Origin of the sequence: Pseudomonas marincola, from assembly GCF_900682675.2 — a bacterium.
GTDB lineage: Bacteria > Pseudomonadota > Gammaproteobacteria > Pseudomonadales > Pseudomonadaceae > Aquipseudomonas > Aquipseudomonas marincola.
Window position 1 is genome coordinate 3,262,488 of the sequence record NZ_LR215729.2, and the last position, 16,737, is coordinate 3,279,224.

16 protein-coding genes are annotated in these 16,737 nt (G+C 58.1%); 2 read left to right on the forward strand and 14 right to left on the reverse strand.

Going from position 1 to position 16,737, the window contains the following annotated elements; all coding sequences use genetic code 11:
- Window positions 1–16: 16 nt before the first annotated feature.
- Entirely contained in the window at window positions 17–3,484 is a 3,468-nt protein-coding gene (locus PMYSY11_RS15220) for an indolepyruvate ferredoxin oxidoreductase family protein (RefSeq protein ID WP_150547329.1), read from the reverse strand.
- A 199-nt stretch (window positions 3,485–3,683) separates the two neighbouring features.
- Between PMYSY11_RS15220 and PMYSY11_RS15225 the strand changes: the two genes are divergently transcribed.
- A complete protein-coding gene (locus PMYSY11_RS15225; RefSeq protein WP_069899361.1) occupies window positions 3,684–4,151 on the forward strand; it encodes an Lrp/AsnC family transcriptional regulator in 468 nt (155 codons plus the stop codon).
- Window positions 4,152–5,351: 1,200 nt separating this feature from the next.
- Here PMYSY11_RS15225 and phnP read toward each other — a convergent pair.
- From phnP to phnC, 13 genes are all read right to left on the reverse strand, one after another.
- Entirely contained in the window at window positions 5,352–6,110 is a 759-nt protein-coding gene (gene phnP / locus PMYSY11_RS15230) for a phosphonate metabolism protein PhnP (protein ID WP_150547330.1), read from the reverse strand.
- Window positions 6,101–6,667, reverse strand: coding sequence for a phosphonate metabolism protein/1,5-bisphosphokinase (PRPP-forming) PhnN (phnN, locus tag PMYSY11_RS15235; protein WP_150547331.1), 567 nt, complete (start codon window positions 6,665–6,667; stop codon window positions 6,101–6,103). The genes phnP and phnN overlap by 10 nt, the downstream gene beginning before the upstream one ends.
- Window positions 6,667–7,812, reverse strand: a complete 1,146-nt coding sequence (locus PMYSY11_RS15240; protein ID WP_150547332.1) for an alpha-D-ribose 1-methylphosphonate 5-triphosphate diphosphatase — start codon at window positions 7,810–7,812, stop codon at window positions 6,667–6,669. The genes phnN and PMYSY11_RS15240 overlap by 1 nt, the downstream gene beginning before the upstream one ends.
- Window positions 7,802–8,521, reverse strand: coding sequence for a phosphonate C-P lyase system protein PhnL (phnL, locus tag PMYSY11_RS15245; RefSeq protein ID WP_150547333.1), 720 nt, complete (start codon window positions 8,519–8,521; stop codon window positions 7,802–7,804). Before phnL ends, PMYSY11_RS15240 begins: the two co-directional genes overlap by 11 nt.
- Window positions 8,522–8,568: 47 nt before the next feature.
- Window positions 8,569–9,378: a phosphonate C-P lyase system protein PhnK gene (gene phnK / locus PMYSY11_RS15250; protein WP_150547334.1), complete on the reverse strand. Its 810-nt coding sequence runs from the start codon at window positions 9,376–9,378 to the stop codon at window positions 8,569–8,571.
- Window positions 9,375–10,259: an alpha-D-ribose 1-methylphosphonate 5-phosphate C-P-lyase PhnJ gene (locus PMYSY11_RS15255; RefSeq protein WP_150547335.1), complete on the reverse strand. Its 885-nt coding sequence runs from the start codon at window positions 10,257–10,259 to the stop codon at window positions 9,375–9,377. The genes phnK and PMYSY11_RS15255 overlap by 4 nt, the downstream gene beginning before the upstream one ends.
- Window positions 10,256–11,338 carry a carbon-phosphorus lyase complex subunit gene (locus PMYSY11_RS15260; RefSeq protein ID WP_150547336.1) on the reverse strand — a complete coding sequence of 361 codons (1,083 nt, stop codon included), beginning with the start codon at window positions 11,336–11,338 and terminating at the stop codon, window positions 10,256–10,258. Before PMYSY11_RS15260 ends, PMYSY11_RS15255 begins: the two co-directional genes overlap by 4 nt.
- A complete protein-coding gene (gene phnH, locus PMYSY11_RS15265) occupies window positions 11,338–11,952 on the reverse strand; it encodes a phosphonate C-P lyase system protein PhnH (RefSeq protein ID WP_150547337.1) in 615 nt (204 codons plus the stop codon). The genes PMYSY11_RS15260 and phnH overlap by 1 nt, the downstream gene beginning before the upstream one ends.
- Window positions 11,952–12,398, reverse strand: a complete 447-nt coding sequence (gene phnG, locus PMYSY11_RS15270; RefSeq protein ID WP_150547338.1) for a phosphonate C-P lyase system protein PhnG — start codon at window positions 12,396–12,398, stop codon at window positions 11,952–11,954. The genes phnH and phnG overlap by 1 nt, the downstream gene beginning before the upstream one ends.
- Before the next feature lie 14 nt (window positions 12,399–12,412).
- Entirely contained in the window at window positions 12,413–13,135 is a 723-nt protein-coding gene (gene phnF, locus PMYSY11_RS15275) for a phosphonate metabolism transcriptional regulator PhnF (RefSeq protein WP_239655492.1), read from the reverse strand.
- 18 nt (window positions 13,136–13,153) lie between these two features.
- A complete protein-coding gene (gene phnE, locus PMYSY11_RS15280; protein WP_069899371.1) occupies window positions 13,154–13,948 on the reverse strand; it encodes a phosphonate ABC transporter, permease protein PhnE in 795 nt (264 codons plus the stop codon).
- 91 nt (window positions 13,949–14,039) lie between these two features.
- Window positions 14,040–15,044, reverse strand: coding sequence for a phosphonate ABC transporter substrate-binding protein (phnD, locus tag PMYSY11_RS15285; RefSeq protein ID WP_069899372.1), 1,005 nt, complete (start codon window positions 15,042–15,044; stop codon window positions 14,040–14,042).
- A 48-nt stretch (window positions 15,045–15,092) separates the two neighbouring features.
- On the reverse strand, window positions 15,093–15,929 hold the full coding sequence (gene phnC, locus PMYSY11_RS15290; RefSeq protein WP_150547339.1) for a phosphonate ABC transporter ATP-binding protein: 837 nt from the start codon (window positions 15,927–15,929) through the stop codon (window positions 15,093–15,095).
- A 438-nt stretch (window positions 15,930–16,367) separates the two neighbouring features.
- On the opposite strand from phnC, the gene PMYSY11_RS15295 reads away from it, so the two are divergent.
- On the forward strand, window positions 16,368–16,694 hold the full coding sequence (locus PMYSY11_RS15295; protein WP_069899374.1) for an Arc family DNA-binding protein: 327 nt from the start codon (window positions 16,368–16,370) through the stop codon (window positions 16,692–16,694).
- The last annotated feature ends 43 nt before the right edge of the window (window positions 16,695–16,737 follow it).

Here is a 16,737-nt window from a genome sequence, read left to right on the forward strand (position 1 = left end):
AGCCCTCATGCATCACTCAAGCGGCGGGTTCGAAGACCTGAACGGCAGGAATCTCGGCACTGCTCAGGCGTTGCTGCAACTGCTTGCCATGCTCACGAGCCTTGAGCAATGCCTGCTCTTTAACGTGGCCATAGCCGCGGATAGACTCAGGCAACTCGGCAATTGCCACGGCCGTGCGGTAATTGGCGGGCGTGAGCACTTTGAGCAATCCATCGATGCTTTGCTCGTACTCAGCAATCAACTGCTGCTCCACCCGGCGCTCGGCGCTGTAGCCGAAAGGATCGAACGGAGTCGCGCGCAAGAATTTGAACTTGGCCAAAACTGCAAACGCCTTAAGCATCCACGGGCCGAATTGACGCTTGCGTGGCTGGCCGCTGAGCGGATCACGCTTGGCCAACCATGACGGTGCCAAGTGAAATTCAAGTCGCAAATCGCCCTCGAACTGCGCTTGCAGTTGCTTGACGAATTTACCGTCGCTATACAGCCGGGCCACCTCGTATTCATCCTTGTAGGCGAGCACCTTGAAGTAATAACGCGCCACGGCCTTGCTCAACAGCTGATCTTCACTGACATCGGCCTTGCGCACGCGTTCGACCAATTTCTGATAGCGCCGCGCATAACTGGCGCTCTGGTACAGACGCAGTTGCTCGACCCGATAGGCAATGATTTCATCGAGGGTTTTGGCCATCGGCTCGTCAGCAATAGCCGGACGCGCCAACTTCTCGACCGCCGCCAAATCGTGTGCGGCGCGGCGGCCCCAAAGAAACGCTTGCTGGTTGAGTTGCACAGCGACGTTATTCAACTCGATGGCCTTGTTGATGGCCTCGGCTGAAACCGGCACAAAGCCTTTCTGGTAGGCATAACCGAGCATGAACAGGTTGGTTGCAATGCTGTCGCCCAACAAGCGAGTGGCCAGACGCGTCGCATCAACGAACCAGGTTTTCTTTGCGCCAACGGCTTCCACTAATGCCTCTCGCATAGCGGCGCCTGGCACCTGCGCATCTGGGTTACGGGTAAACTCTGCTGTGGCCGCCTCGAAACTGTTGACCACCGCAAAGGCAATCTGATCATTGAGCTTGGCCAGCGACTCCTCGCTCGCTGCCACCACCAGATCACAGCCCAGCAGCAGGTCAGCTTCACCGGCGGCAATGCGCACAGCGTAAATATCATCCTGTTTGGCCGCCACCCGGATGTGGGTGATTACCGGACCAAATTTCTGCGCCAGACCGGCCTGGTCGAGCACGCTGCAGCCTTTGCCTTCAATGTGCGCCGCCATACCCAGCAGCGCGCCAACTGTAGTGACACCGCTGCCGCCAACGCCCGGCAAAAGAATATTCCACGGCCGCTCCAGGCTTGGTTGCTTGGGCTCCGGCAGCGCAATAAACAGCGCATTAACACCTACAGCCTCAGGCTTGCGCAAAGCGCCGCCGTGCACGGTGACAAAGCTTGGGCAAAAGCCTTCAACGCAGCTGAAGTCCTTGTTGCAACTGTTCTGGTCAATCTCACGCTTGCGTCCCAGCTCCGTTTCCAGCGGCAGGATCGACAGGCAGTTAGACTTAACACTGCAATCGCCACAGCCTTCGCACACTGCCGAATTGATAACCGCACGTTTAGCCGGATCGACCAGCTTGCCGCGCTTGCGCCGGCGACGCTTCTCAGTGGCGCAGGTCTGATCGTAGATAAGCACCGACACGCCTTTGAACTCGCGCAATTCACGCTGCACCGCATCCAGATCACGGCGATGGTGGAAACTAACAATCGGCGCGAAGGTACTGCGGTCCGGATACTTCTCCGGCTCATCGGTAACCAGCGCAATGCGCTTAACGCCCTCGAAAAACACTTGCTGGCTGAGTTGATCAACGCGCAGCTCGCCATCTATCGGCTGCCCGCCGGTCATGGCCACGGCGTCGTTGTAGAGAATCTTGTAGGTGATATTGACCCCGGCAGCCACCGCCGCACGAACGGCCAGATGGCCCGAATGGAAATAGGTGCCATCGCCAAGGTTCTGGAAAATATGCGGGGTGTCGGTAAATGCCGCCTGGCCGATCCAGGTCGCGCCCTCACCGCCCATCTGGGTGAAGGTGTCGGTATTACGGTCCATCCATTGGGTCATGTAGTGACAACCAATGCCGCCTTGCGCACGGCTGCCTTCTGGCAGATTGGTCGAGGTGTTATGCGGGCAACCCGAGCAGAAATGTGGTGTGCGCACAGTCGTGTGCTTGGGCGCTGCCAGAGCAGCTTCCTTGGCCGCCAGGAACTCCAGACGCGACTGAATCTGCGCGCTGCTGTAGATCGGCTGAAGACGCTTGGCGATCACCCGGGCGATCATCGCAGGCGTGAGTTCACTGAGGTTAGGCAGCAGCGAACGTCCTTGTTCATCAAACTCACCGACGACCCGCGGGCGTTTGCCCACCGGCCAGTTGTAGAGTTGGCCCGTGAGTTGGTCTTCGATGATGCTGCGCTTCTCTTCGACCACCAAAATCTCGTCCAACCCCTCGGCAAATTCATGCACCGAAACCGGCTCCAGCGGCCAGCTCATGCCGATCTTCAGCACTCGCAGGCCAACCTTGGCGCACAGCTCATCGTCCAGCCCGAGGTCTTCCAGCGCCTGACGCACGTCCAGATAAGACTTGCCGGTGGTGATAATGCCTAGCCGCGGGTTCGGCGAGTCGAGCATCAGCGGGTTGAGATTGTTGGCGCGGGCAAAGGCGCGAGCCGCGTAGATCTTGAAGGTATTCAGGCGCTTTTCCTGCACCAGCGGCGGATCTGGCCAGCGGATATGCACACCGTCATCCGGCAGCTCAAAATCTTCAGGCACCTTGATATTGATGCGCAGCGGGTCAACGTCGACCACAGCCGAAGAGTCGACGTTCTCGGCGATAGTTTTTAGCGCCACCCAGCAACCGCTGTAGCGCGAAAGCTCCCAGCCGATGATGCCATAGTCGAGAATTTCCTGAACGTTTGCCGGATTGAGTACCGGAATCGAAGCGGCAATAAACGCATGCTCGCTCTGGTTGGCGATACTCGAAGACTTGCAGCCGTGGTCATCCCCCGCCAGCAACAGCACACCGCCTTTGGGCGAAACACCGGCCGAGTTGCCGTGCTTGAACACATCGCCGCAACGGTCCACGCCCGGTCCTTTGCCGTACCACAAGGCAAACACGCCGTCGTAACGCGCGCCCGGAAACAGCGAAGTCTGCTGACTGCCCCACACGGCGGTGGCGGCCAACTCTTCGTTAACACCGGGTTGGAAGTGAATAGCGTTGGACTCAAGGAAGCTTTTGGCCTCCCACAAACTCTTGTCCAGATTACCCAGCGGCGAGCCGCGGTAACCGGAAATAAAGCAGGCGGTGTTTAAACCGTTGCCAGTGTCACGCTGCTTTTGCAGCATGGGCAAGCGGGTTAGCGCTTGGGTGCCGGTGAGGTACAGATGACCCGTTGCAAGACGGTATTTGTCATCCAGGCGGATCTCGGCCAGAGACATGCGGGCGCTCCTTTTATTTTTTTAGGCGACCTGTGGGCAATACGGCTAGGTATTCCCGATTACTCACCCGCAGGATCACTGCAGGTGGCTCATGGCAACAATATGACTGCTCGGTACTGATTTTTTATTTCTTTTTTGAGGGCAAAACGCTAATACTGCGCATGAACCTTCCAATAAAAACAAATATTCAGGGCTATTCATGCAGGAAAAATTGAGCAGCATCGATCGCAAGATTTTGCGCCTGCTGCAACACAACGCGGATTTGTCCGCTGCCGAGATCGCCGAGCGGGTCGAATTATCGCAATCGCCTTGCTGGCGACGGATAAACCGAATGCAGGAAGAAGGCCTGATTGAGCGCAAGGTAGCGCTGCTCAATCACAAGCTGCTCGGTTTTAGCATCACGGTGTTTGTGGACATCAAATTGTCGGCGCATGGGCGCAGTAATCTGGACGAATTCGAGAAGGCGATTGTCGGGTATCCCGAGGTATTGGAATGCCACACGATGGCGGGAAGTTCGGATTATCTGCTGAAGGTAATCGCCAAAGACATCGACAGTTATGAGCGGTTTTTGCGGGATCATTTATTGCAACGCCCACACGTGCAGGAAGCGCATTCGAATATTGCGATGAGTGAGGTCAAACGCACGACGGAATTGCCGTTGGATTAAGCGGCCATGCGCTGAATCGTCGACGGGGCGACATGTCGGTCCAACTGATTCACCCGGCTGCATCGGCGCCCGCGCAATCGCCCGACGGATTGCGTTGCTTCGCGCCGCTATCCATCCTCCGTACGTTCGAGATGTGCGCCGAGTTTTCGAATGGTTGGCTGCTGGAGGTTGGAATCCGCTTGCGGCTTCCGACATGGCGATTTGACGGGTTCACTCGGGTGCATCGGCGCCTGCGAAATCGCTCGACGGATTGCGTTGCTGCGCGCCGCTATCCATCCTCCGTACGTTTGAGATGTGCGCCGAATTTTCGAATGGTTGGCTGCCGGAGGTTGGAATCCGCATTGCGGCTTCCGACATGGCGGTCTAACTGATTCACTCGACGACATCGGCGCCTGCGAAATCGCCCGACGGATTGCGTTGCTTCGCGCCGCTATCCATCCTCCATTCGTTCGAGGTCTGCTTTATTGCGTTTGAACGCTGGCGCTAATCCGGAATGGTTGGTGTTCTCTGGTCACCTTTTCGCCTTTACGGCGAGTGACTTTCTCTTTGTTTGCGCAAAGAGAAGAGTAACCAAAGAGAAAACGCACCCGGCATACGGGTTTTGCTGCGCAAAACTACCCTCGTTCCGGCGCCGCTCCGTTGGTCGCCACCAAGGGACGTCCCTGTCCCTTGATGGCTCATTTGGCGTCCTTGCCAAATGCCCAACTCCACACCACCTCCACTCAGCCTCCTGACGGGCCAGATGACCGAGTTGTTTGGGCGGAATGTGCTGTGCAGGAGTTGAAGCAAAGCAGCGGTTGCGGCCTGTAATGCGATATTCCAAACACCGCCAGCGCCCCTTGCCAGCAGGCCAAATGCTATCGTTGTGCAGTGGGTTGAGCAGCATGGATGCTGCGAGAGTCGCGCTGGGCCAAGGACGGCCCATCGCGGCGTGCCCACGGAGCAATGATGGAATGCGGGAAGCCGAGCACAGCGAGGCCCAATGGAGGGGCATAGAATTTTGGGTTACTTTTGCTTCGCTTGGCAAAAGTGACTCGCCGTAAGGGCGAAAAGGTGACCAGAGAGCGCCCAAAAAACCAGGCTTAGCGCCAGCGTTCAACCCACCCAATAACAATGAATCACGAACAGCGCCTTAAACAGTCTCAAACCTACGCCGGCTCTACACCGCTTACTCAGCACCTCAAAAAAACCAACCCCACCTCACCTCCCAACAACCAGCCCATCTCTGGCCACAACCACCCCCTCCGGCAAGCCCTGCGCATTCCCCAGCAACCAACTATCAAACGTATGCCCAACATGCGTCAGAACCGTTTGCTTCGGCCGTAAATCCTCAACAATAGCCAACGCCCGCGTCAGGTCATTATGGTTACGCGGCTCATGCGTTTGCGGCGGCAACGAACAATCCAGCACCAGCCAATCCAACAACTCCCCGCCACGTAAATACTCAGCTGTAGCTACCGGCAAACCAACCGTATCGGTTAAATAAGCAATCCGCTGGCCTTGCGCTTCAAACAAATAACCAAAAGTCATCTTCGAATGCTGCAGCGGCAAAGCGGTTACCCGCAAACAACCAAATGTTCGCGCTTCGAACGCGCTGAACGGCTGCGAGAAATCGAGGATTCCCGGGTGTTTGTACAAGTCGGCCAAACCTTCGGGATCGGCCGGGCCATGCACGGGAATTATCAGCCCTTGCCCCCAGCGCAACTGCAGCAAACCCTGTGCATGATCGGCGTGATAATGGGTCTGCAAAATACCGCTGAGTGTATGCGGCGCAAACCGCTCGGCCAGGTCCGTCAGACCGCTGTCGATCAGCCAGCGCTGATCATCCACCTCCAGCAGCGCGCAACATGGGCCGCGCCGTAACGCGGGGTCTGAACGTGCGCTGCTACATGCGGCACATGCACAGTTGTATACCGGCAATTGTCGCGCATCACCGGTGCCAAGCAGGGTCAGGCGCATGCGGGCGCGCGCTGCACCAGCGCCAGCAGTTGCTCGACGGTTTGCTCAAAATGGCTGGAGTTATTCAACAGTTGCAGATTGGCGTGCTGCTTTAGCATGTCACTCTCGAACTGCGCATTTCGTGCGAGACGCGCCTCGATCTCTGCCAGTGGCTCACGCCCACGCTCCAGCAACCGCTGGCGCAGCACGTCCATTTCGACCGTCAGTAAAACCGCCAGCAGCTTTGGATAGCGCTGTAAGGCTTCGGGCAAGTATGCCCGCGAGCCATTTACCAACACGTCGTGACCTTGCATCAGCCAGTCGTCAATCTGCCTGGGAATGCCATAAGCCAGCCCGTTGGCGCGCCAGCTCATGGCGAACTCGCCGCCCGCCTCCATGCGCTCGAATTCTGCCAGCGTAACGGCGACTGCATCTTCCCCTACCGCCTCAGCCGAACGGGTAATCACCCGCCGGGCGATCTTGCAGCCGCGCGCAGTCAACTGCGCGCGTGCTGCATTGAGCAGGCTGTCCTTGCCTGAACCGGAGGGGCCTATCAGATAGATCAATCTGGCGCTCATCAATACACCCTTTTGGCCTGACGCCACACTTGTTGCACCACCACTTGCTTGTCGTGCAGACGCGCCTGAACCAGATCAGCGCGCAAGCCTGTACGAATTTCACCGCGATCATCCAGCCCGGCAGCGCGGGCCGGATTGAGGCTGACCGTGGCAATCGCCTTGGCTAAATCATAGTCGTTGTCGAGGTCTGCAAGTTGCAGCGCCGCTTGCAGCAAACTGGCCGGATAGTAGTCACTCGAAAGGATATCAAGAACACCTAAGCGGGCTAATTCTGCCGCGGCTATGTTACCCGAGTGCGAACCGCCGCGAACGATATTCGGTGCGCCCATCAGCACACTCAAGCCGAGCGAATGGCTGGCCTTGGCCGCCTCCAGCGTGGTCGGGAACTCGGCAATGGCCATGCCCAGACTCGCAGATTCCTGCACGTGCGCAAGCGTTGCATCATCGTGGCTGGCGATCGACAGTCCGCGCAAATGACACTCCTGCACAATCTGCTGACGATGACGGTCGCTGTACTGCTTGGAGTTGGCAATTTGCTCCTCAATGAACGCGTCCATCTCGGCGACAGAAAGGTGGTACTTGCCCATGTAGTACTCGCGGTACTTGGCTTCCTTGGCAAACTGGCGCTGCCCCGGCGAGTGATCCATGACCGAGACGAGCTGCACCAGCGGGTCTTCGACCAGATCGCGGAAGACGCTGAGCACGTCCGGGTGACAAACCTCGCAGCGCAGGTGCAGGCGATGCTCGGCTCGGGTATTGCCCTGGCTTTGTGCCTGCGTAATCGCCGCGAGCATTTGCGGCAGTTGCTGCATGCGTTTGCCACGCGGATTGATGTCGCCGATCGACAAGGCATCGAATACCGTGGTGATTCCGGCGGCGATGATTTGCGCGTCATGGCTGAGCACTGCCGAGGCCGACGGCCAGTCAACGCCCGGCCGCGGGCTCATGTGTTTTTCGAGGTTATCGGTGTGCAACTCGACCAGCCCCGGCAACAGATAGCTGCCCTGCATATCTTCAGCGCCCGGCACCTTGCTTACACCCGGCTGCACATCGAATACCTTGCCATCGCGCAACACCACGCTGCCATCGAAGACCTCATTGGCGGTCACTACGCGGGCATTGCTGAGTATCGTTTCAACCGGCATAAACAAACTCCTGATCGGCGGTGCATGGCGCCTGCATGTCGAGATAACGGTCAGCAACGGCTTCACGTGCGTGACGGTCATGGAAGATGGCAATCAATGCGCTGCCTGCGGCCTTGGCCTCATTGATCAGCTCGAGTACCACCCGCTGATTGCGCTCATCGAGCGATGCGGTGGGCTCATCCAGCAGCATCACCGGCCAATCGACCATGAAGCCGCGCGCGATGTTGACCCGCTGCTGCTCGCCGCCGGAAAAAGTCCCGGGCGCGAGTTGCCAGAGGGTTTGCGGAATATTCAGGCGGGTGAGCAATTCACTGGCACGCGCCTTGGCCGCGTCCTTGCTCCAGCCCCGCGCCAGTGCGGGCTCCATCACCACATCGAGCGTGGCGACACGCGGGATTACGCGTAAGAACTGGCTGACATAGCCAAGTGTTTGCCGGCGCACATCCAGCACCTGCAACGGCGCACCGCCGACCAACTCGACCCACTGCTGCTGATGACGCACGCGAATGCTGCCGCCAGCGGCCAGATAGTTGCCATAAAGCGTGCGCAGCAGCGTCGACTTACCAGCTCCGGAGTTGCCCATCAGCACCAGGCACTCGCCAGCTTCCACGGTAAAACTGAGGTTGCGCAGCACCTTGAGCACGATGCCGTGTTGTTGGTGCAGGGTGAACGTCTTGCTCAGTTCGGTGACTTCAATCAGGTTATTCATGGCATCTGTCCTGGGCCGTGATATTCCGGGCATTGGCGCTGCGAGACTCATGGTTGCAGCACCGAGGAGACCAGCAACTGGGTATACGGGTGCTGCGGATCATCAAGAATCTGATCGGTCAGCCCGCTTTCGACCACGCGCGAGCTGCGCATCACCAGCAACCGATCTGCGAGCAAACGCGCCACTGCCAGATCGTGGGTGACGATAACCACGGCCAGGCCCAGCTCGCGCACCAGCCCACGCAGCAGATCGAGCAAGCGCGCCTGCACCGACACATCAAGGCCACCGGTGGGTTCATCCATGAAAATCAGTCGCGGGCTGGAGACCAGATTGCGTGCTATTTGCAGGCGCTGCTGCATGCCGCCAGAGAAGGTGCGCGGCAGGTCATCGATCCGCTGCGGATCGATTTCCACCTGCTTCAGCCAGCTGATACCCGCACCGCGCAGCTCGCCGTAATTGCGTACGCCTTGCGCCATCAAACGCTCGCCAATATTGGCGCCGGCCGATACCCCCATGCGCAATCCATCGCGTGGGTTCTGCTCGACAAAGCCCCACTCGGTGCGCAGTAACGTGCGCCGCTGCGCTTCGCTGCTGGCATACAGATCGAGCAGTTGACCATCTTCACGCAAATAGCTGATCTGCCCTTCATCAGGCAGGCAACGCCCGGCCAACAGGCTCAATAGCGTCGACTTGCCCGAGCCGGATTCGCCGACAATACCCAGCACCTCACCCGGATACAGGTCGAACGACACCTGCTGACAGCCCTTTTCGGGGCCATACAACTTGCTCACATTGTTGACGGAGAACAGCGGCTCGAGCGCTGCCAGCTCACGATTTACACGTACGGCGGCGGTCATTGCGCGCCCTCCCCGGATTGCTGCTGGTCACGGCGTTGCAGGCAATAGTCGGTGTCGGAACAGACAAACTGTTTGCTGCCGGCATCATCGACAATCAGCTCGTCCAGATAAGAATCAGCGCTGCCGCAAATCGCGCAGTTGTGTTCCCAGCTCTGCACCTCGAACGGATGATCCTCAAAGTCCAGACTCTCGACCCGTGTGTAAGGCGGCACGGCGTACAAACGCTTTTCACGCCCGGCACCGAACAGCATCAGCGCGGGGCTCATGTGCAGCTTTGGGTTGTCGAATTTGGGGATCGGCGACGGATCCATCACATAGTTGTCATCCACCGTGACGGGATAGGCGTAACTTGTGGCGATGTGGCCGAAGGTAGCGATGTCTTCATACAGCTTGACGTGCATAACCCCGTAATCACCCAACGCGTGCATGGTGCGCGTCTCGCTTTCAGACGGCTCGATAAAGCGCAAAGGCTCAGGAATCGGCACCTGATAGACCATGATCTGATCGGCGCTGAGCGGCGTTTCCGGGATGCGGTGACGGGTTTGAATCACCGTGGCTTCCGGCGTACGCAAAGTAGTTGCAACGCCTGCGGTGCGCCCGAAGAAGCGGCGGATCGACACCGCATTGGTGGTGTCATCCGCGCCTTGATCGATAACTTTAAGCACATCGTCGCGGCCCAGAATCGCCGCAGTTAGCTGCATGCCGCCTGTGCCCCAGCCATACGGCAAAGGCATCTCACGGCCGGCAAATGGCACCTGATAACCAGGAATCGCCACCGCCTTCAACAGGCCACGGCGGATCATGCGTTTGCTCTGCTCATCGAGATAGGCAAAGTTGTAGCCACTGTCGGCTTGCTGTTGTGCGTTGTGCAATGAGGTCATGGCGTTTGCTCCTGCTGAGAGCCTGGCTGAGCGCGTAATTTGCGGATCAGCTCGAGTTCGGATTGGAAGTCGACGTAGTGCGGCAGCTTCAAGTGCGAGACAAAACCGGCCGCCTCGACGTTGTCGCAATGCGCCAGCACAAACTCTTCTTGCTGCGCCGGGCCTTGTACCTCCTCGCCGAACTCGTCTGCGCGTAATGCGCGATCCACCAGCGCCATGCCCATCGCCTTGCGCTCGGCGTAGCCAAACGCCAGACCGTAGCCACGGGTGAATTGGGCCTCGATGCCTTTGCCGCCGATAAACTGATTGACCATCTCGCACTCGGTCACTTCGATGTCGCCCAACGGCACGGCAAAATCCAGCTCCTCGGGTTCGATCCACACCTCAAGTTCGCCGATGCGTATTTCGCCGGCGAACGGGTGATTGCGACCATAGCCGCGCTGCGTCGAATAACTCAGCGCCAGCAAAAAACCTTCATCACCCCGCGCCAATGCCTGCAAGCGCTGAGCACGATTGGCCGGAAATTCCAGCGGCTCGCGGGTGATGTCCGGCACCGCTGCCGAACTGTCGCCGTCGTGGCTCATCAGCCCTTCATCCACCAGAAAGTCGAGCACCCGCGGGCATTTCTCAATGGCGGCTTGCGGGTCAATTTCGGGGCCAGGCTGCTCGCCTTCTGCGAGCAAAGCAAAGTCGAGCAAGCGGTGCGTGTAGTCATAAGTCGGGCCCAACAACTGGCCACCCGGCAAATCCTTGAAGGTGGCCGAGATGCGCCGCGACAACTGCATGGCACTGGTGTCGATCGGCATGCTGGAGGCAAAGCGCGGCAACGTGGTGCGATAGGCGCGCAAGAGGAATATTGCTTCCATCAGATCGCCCGCCGCCTGCTTGATCGCCAGCGCGGCCAATTGCGGGTCGTAAAGCGAGCCTTCGCTCATCACCCGTGAGACGGCAAACGGCATTTGCTCGCGCACCTGATCGACGGTCAGCTCGGGAATGTCGGTAGCGCCACGGCGCTTCTTGGCCAACAACGCATGGGCGTTGTCGATAGCGCGCTCGCCTCCTTTAACGGCAACGTACATCAGGCAGCCTCCTCGTGGTTGTTGTGCAGAACGTGGGTACTGCGTGGCAAACCCATCACGTGTTCGCCTGCGGCAAAGAACACATCAAGACCGCGCGGGAAGTTGCTGCGCGCTTTGCGTTGTGCCCAAAACCCGGCAGGAACCGGCAATTCGACCGCCTGCACATCCTTGATGCCAGGGCCGCGCCAGCGCAGTTGGGGGCCGTTATCCAGAGAGGACAACTGCACCAGCAACGTGCAGGACTGATCGGGATAACGCTCGCTGCCGTTGTCGAAATCACTGAGGTCGAGCAACTCGCTTTCATCGAGCAAACCGAACAGTGCCATCTCGCGTTCGGCAACAATCGGGCAGCCGCAATGGAAGGCCAAATTGGCGCGGATCATCGGTGTATCAAAACGCGGTGCCAGCCATAAAGGTGTATCGCCATCCAAAAAGGACAGGCACAGGGCATATGTCGCCGGCTGCAAACTGTCGAGTTCCAGTGCGCGATCCATGATCTGTACCAGACCTGGCTCGGCCAGGGCCTTGAGCGCTGTTCTGAAACTCAGCTGTGCATCGAGCACCGGATCACTAAAGGCTGCCTGCAACCATTCTGAGCTGTGAGCCTGGGCCATCAATCTTCTCCTCGAACCAGGGTGAAGAACTCCACCTGGGTGGTTGCGGTTTCGGCAGCCTGTGCCGCCTTGCCAGCCTGCTGTTGCGCCGCCAGCGGTTCGATCAACTCGCGCAACCATTGTTGCTGCTGACTGCCTTGCAAATGCGCGTCGGCCAACGCGGCCAACTCCGCGTGTTGCTTGTCGCGGCCGCTGACATAGCTGAAACCGACGCGCCCATCTTCAAGACGAACCACACAACGGGTGACGCTCATCTCGCCTAAATTGAAAGCCTCGCCGGTGCCACCGATGCGCCCGCGCACCAGCGTCATGCCGATTTCCGGGTGGCGAATGTGGCTGTATTGCGCGTCTTTCAAAGCATCTGCATAGGGTTGCAACTGTTGCGCGGCACGGGCCAGAACGCCCATCCAGTGCTGTCGCTTGGCGACATTGGGGTCGCTGTGCATGGTGAATGTCTCCATCAGGGGGCAACTTGATACTGAAAGCGATCGGCGCGGCTAGTGGACAACGCAAGCTCCACCGGTCGCCCGGCCGTATCGCAGGAAAGAGTGAGCACGCTGAGCAGTGGTGCATGCAGCGGCATGAGTAATTGCGCGGCCTCTTCACGGCTCGGCAGGCGGGCGCCAATCAGGCTGTACGTGCGGTTGAGCCCGAGTGATTGCTCAAGCAAATACTCACGCAATGAGCCGCCGTTGTAGCGCTCGAGTGCTGGCGCGTGGCTTGCACAAAAGCGATGGCGAATCAGGCTGACCGGCTGCTCGTCGAGCAAGCGCAAGGTCGTCAACTCGATAAGCATGGCGCCCTCGGGTAATTGCAGGCGCTGGCTTTCATCGCCCGTGGCCTTGCGCTTTTTGCGCTCCAGCAACACCGCCTCTACGCGCAGGCCGAGTGCCGACAGCGAATCGCTGAACGCATTGTTTGCCTGCAACGGATACACCAGCGGTCTGGCCAAAACCTGGGTGCCTTTGCCCTGACGGCGCAGAACCAGGCCTTCAAGCACCAGTTCATCCACCGCGCGGCGCAACGTGTGCCGGTTGACTGAAAAACGCGCGGCCAATTGAACTTCGCTGGGCAACAGATCACCCGGGCAAAACTGTTGCAGTTCTTCGCGCAGCACACTGGCCAACTCGCGGTATAACGGCTCAATTTGTCTAGACAAGTTCATGGCAAAAAAAGGACGCATCAAGGCGTCTCGCTCAGGTCAGATGAACAATTTGCGCAAGCGCTGGGAAAGGATGTCGATGACGCTGACAACCACGATGATGACGATCAGAAGTGCGCAGGTTTGTTGAAACTGAAAGCCGCGAATCGACTCCCACAGAATCACCCCGATGCCCCCCGCGCCGACCATGCCGACCACAGTTGCCGAGCGCACGTTGGATTCGAAGCGGTACAGCGAATAGGAGATCCACAGCGGCAATACTTGCGGGATCACCCCGAAAATTACTTCTTGCAGCGCGCTGGCACCGGTTGCCCGAACACCTTCGATCGGCCCCGGATCAATCGCCTCGACCGCTTCTGCAAAGAGCTTGGCAAGAACGCCTACCGTGCCGATAAACAGCGCCAGCACCCCGGCAAACGGGCCTAAACCCACGGCCACAACAAAGAGCATGGCGAAGACCATCTCGTTGATCGAACGGAACGCATCCATCACCCGGCGCACCGGCTGATAAACCCACCACGGGACGATGTTTTCGGAACACAGGATGCCCAGCGGTATCGCGCAGACGATGGCCATCGCCGTACCCCAAATAGCGATCTGTACGGTTACGACCATTTCTTTCAAATAAAGGCGCCAGTTACTGAAGTCTGGCGGAAAGAAGTCACTGGCAAAGGTGGCCATGTTGCCGCTGTCACGAATCAGCCCGAGCGGGTTCATTTCTGCGCCCTGCCAGGACCACGCCAGCAACGCAATAACGCCGCCCCACATGAACAACTTGAGCCAGGATTGCTTGGCTGTAGCCTGAGCGTTAACAGCCGGGTTGAGTGTTGTCATAGGTACATCTCTTGAAGTGCAACAGGTGACTCATCAGACCGGCCCAGTCGCTCGAGACCGGCCTGATGGCAGCGCATTAACACGGGGCTGATTAGCTGGCTTGCTTGAGGTTCTTGCTTTCAAGCTCAGCCATGCGCTTTTCCAGGGTTGCCAGTTCGGCATCGATGGCGTCCAGCTTGGCCTGCTTGTCGGCAGCAGACAGGTTGCTGTTGTTGGCGATTTCGGAGCGTTGCTTGAACAACTCAAGCTGGCGGATCGGCAGCAGTTGGTCGTTAGTCGAGGCGCGGAACTGGCCCCATTGCAGCGCGGCCAGAACTTGCTTCTCGGCCGGTTTGGCGCCGTAGGACATAAAGAACTTCTGCAATTTGGCCTTGGTTTCGCCATCCAGATTTTTGCGCCAAACCATCGGGTCGGCCGGGATCAGCGGCGATGTCCAGATCACCTTCAGTTGCGCGGCTTTCTCCGGCGCAGTGATCTCCAGACGCTCCATGCCTTCACTGTTGAAGGTACCGACATCGACCTGCTTGTTAGCCACCGACAAGGCGTTGACTTCGTGGCTGCCATTCATGGTGCGCTTGAAGATCGTGTTGGCGTCGACCTTGTTCTTGGCGAACACGTAATAGCCAGGTACCAGGAAACCCGAGGTGCTGTTTGGGTCACCGTTGGCGAAGGTCAGTTGCTTGGCGTTTTTCAGCATGTCGTCGACGTTGTTGATCGAACTGTCCTTGTTAGCAACCATCAGGCTGTAATAACCCTGCGCACCGCTGAGGGCGGTGGTCTGGGCGAAGATTTCACCGCCGGCACGGTCCACAGCTTCCATTGCCGCCTTGTTGCCGTACCACGCCACATCAACCTTGTCGAAGCGCATACCCTGAATCACACCGGCATAGTCCGGGGCGAAGAAGGCGTTGATTTTCATGCCGGTCTGCTTGCTCATGTCCGCCAGAAACGGGTCCCATAAGGTGCGCAGATTCTGCGAAGACTCGGTAGAAATGATGCCGAACGTCAGTGACTCCTGAGCCGCCTGCGCGGTGCCCATAATGGAGCCGGTGATTAATGCAGATGCCGCCAGAACACGACCAAGACGATTGAACATGGAGCACACTCCTGTTGCTTGATAAGGGTTGCGTTGGTTTTGTTGGGTTTATGCTTTAACCAGTGCCAACGGCTGCTGGTATTGCTTGGCACGCGCCTCGATACCGGGCAGCAACAGGCTGGTATCGAGTTCGGCGCCGTAAAGGTCATTGAGAAAGTCGGGATTGAGTTGCTCGGTAGAGCCGTCGAAATGAATACGCCCGGCCTTGAGCGCCACTGCTCGCTTGCAGTAGCGAGCGGCGTAATCGACTTGATGCAACGTCACGACAACGGTCTTGCCGTCGCGCGAATTGATGTCGGCGAGAATTTCCATGACCTTGCGTGCGGACTCGGGGTCGAGTGATGCAATCGGCTCATCAGCCAGAATCACCTCGGCGCGCTGACACAGGGCGCGGGCAATCGCCACGCGTTGCTGTTGGCCACCCGACAAAGTCGATGCCCGCTGCTCCGCCAGATCACCCAGGCCGACACGCTCCAGCGACTCTTGCGCACGCTGGCGTTCTTCGCTGTTGAACATGCCCAGCGAACCGCGCCAGCGCGGCATACGCCCCAGACAACCGAGCAATACGTTGTGCAGCACGCTCAGGCGGCCAACCAGATTGAATTGCTGGAAGATGTAGCCAATGTCGGCACGCAAGTGACGGACTTCATCGCTCAGGCGCCCGCAATCCTGCATCGGCCGGCCAAGCACCTGAATATTGCCGGTTACCGACTTGTCGCATCGGGCCAGCCCGGCAACATGGCGCAGCAAGGTTGACTTGCCGGAACCTGAAGCACCGATCAAGGCGACCATTTCGCCTGGCTTAACCGCTAAAGAGAGGCCGTGCAGTGCCTGTTTGCGGCCAAAGGTCTTGTTTAAACTGTCTACTTGAATTGCCGCGCTCATGGCTTAGCCTCATCTTTGAGTAAGGCAAAGCCACCTGCGCTTCGCCATCTGGTGTAGACCAAGCTAGGCGAAGACTGTGTCAGGTCAGTTAATGAGTCATGACACTTCAGTGACGATTGATTATGCTTAGGTGATAAGGCTTACGAGCTGTTGTCCCTTTAAGCGCATGCGCAGCAACGGGATGAACCGCCGAATTGCGAGCGGAATTTTCATAGTTTTGTGTAGGACCACTCGCATTAACCCATTGGGTCTATGGCCAAACGTGCCAATACCGACGAGAATCGCGCTGGTTTTACTGGCTTCTAATCAAGGATGGTATTCAGGTCATAATGCCGCAGTTAAACGCTTCGGCTGAACGGTTGATGAATAAGGTTGTCACAGCATGTGAGAATCAAGTTGCATGCCAGTATCGCTCCCCTGAACTAACCGGTTTAATGTATGCGCCCTATGAAACAGGCTATCTATTCCAGCCGAACGGCTGACAAGTTTGTCGTACGCTTGCCCGATGGCATGCGTGAACGTATCGCTGATGTAGCACGCAATCATCATCGCAGCATGAATTCAGAAATCATTGCTCGTCTTGAGCAGAGCATGCTCCAGGAAGGCGCTCTGAGTGATGATTCGAGTCTGCGTCTGGACAGCCCGGAACTGTCTCTGCATGAGCGCGAGCTTCTGCAGCAATTCCGCCAGCTGACACGCCGCCAGCAAAATGCGCTGGTCGCCCTGATTGCCCACGACGCCGAAATGACAGCCGAAGAGGCTTGAGGTTTACCCATAAAAAAACCGGCCAGTTGGCCGGTTTTTTTAT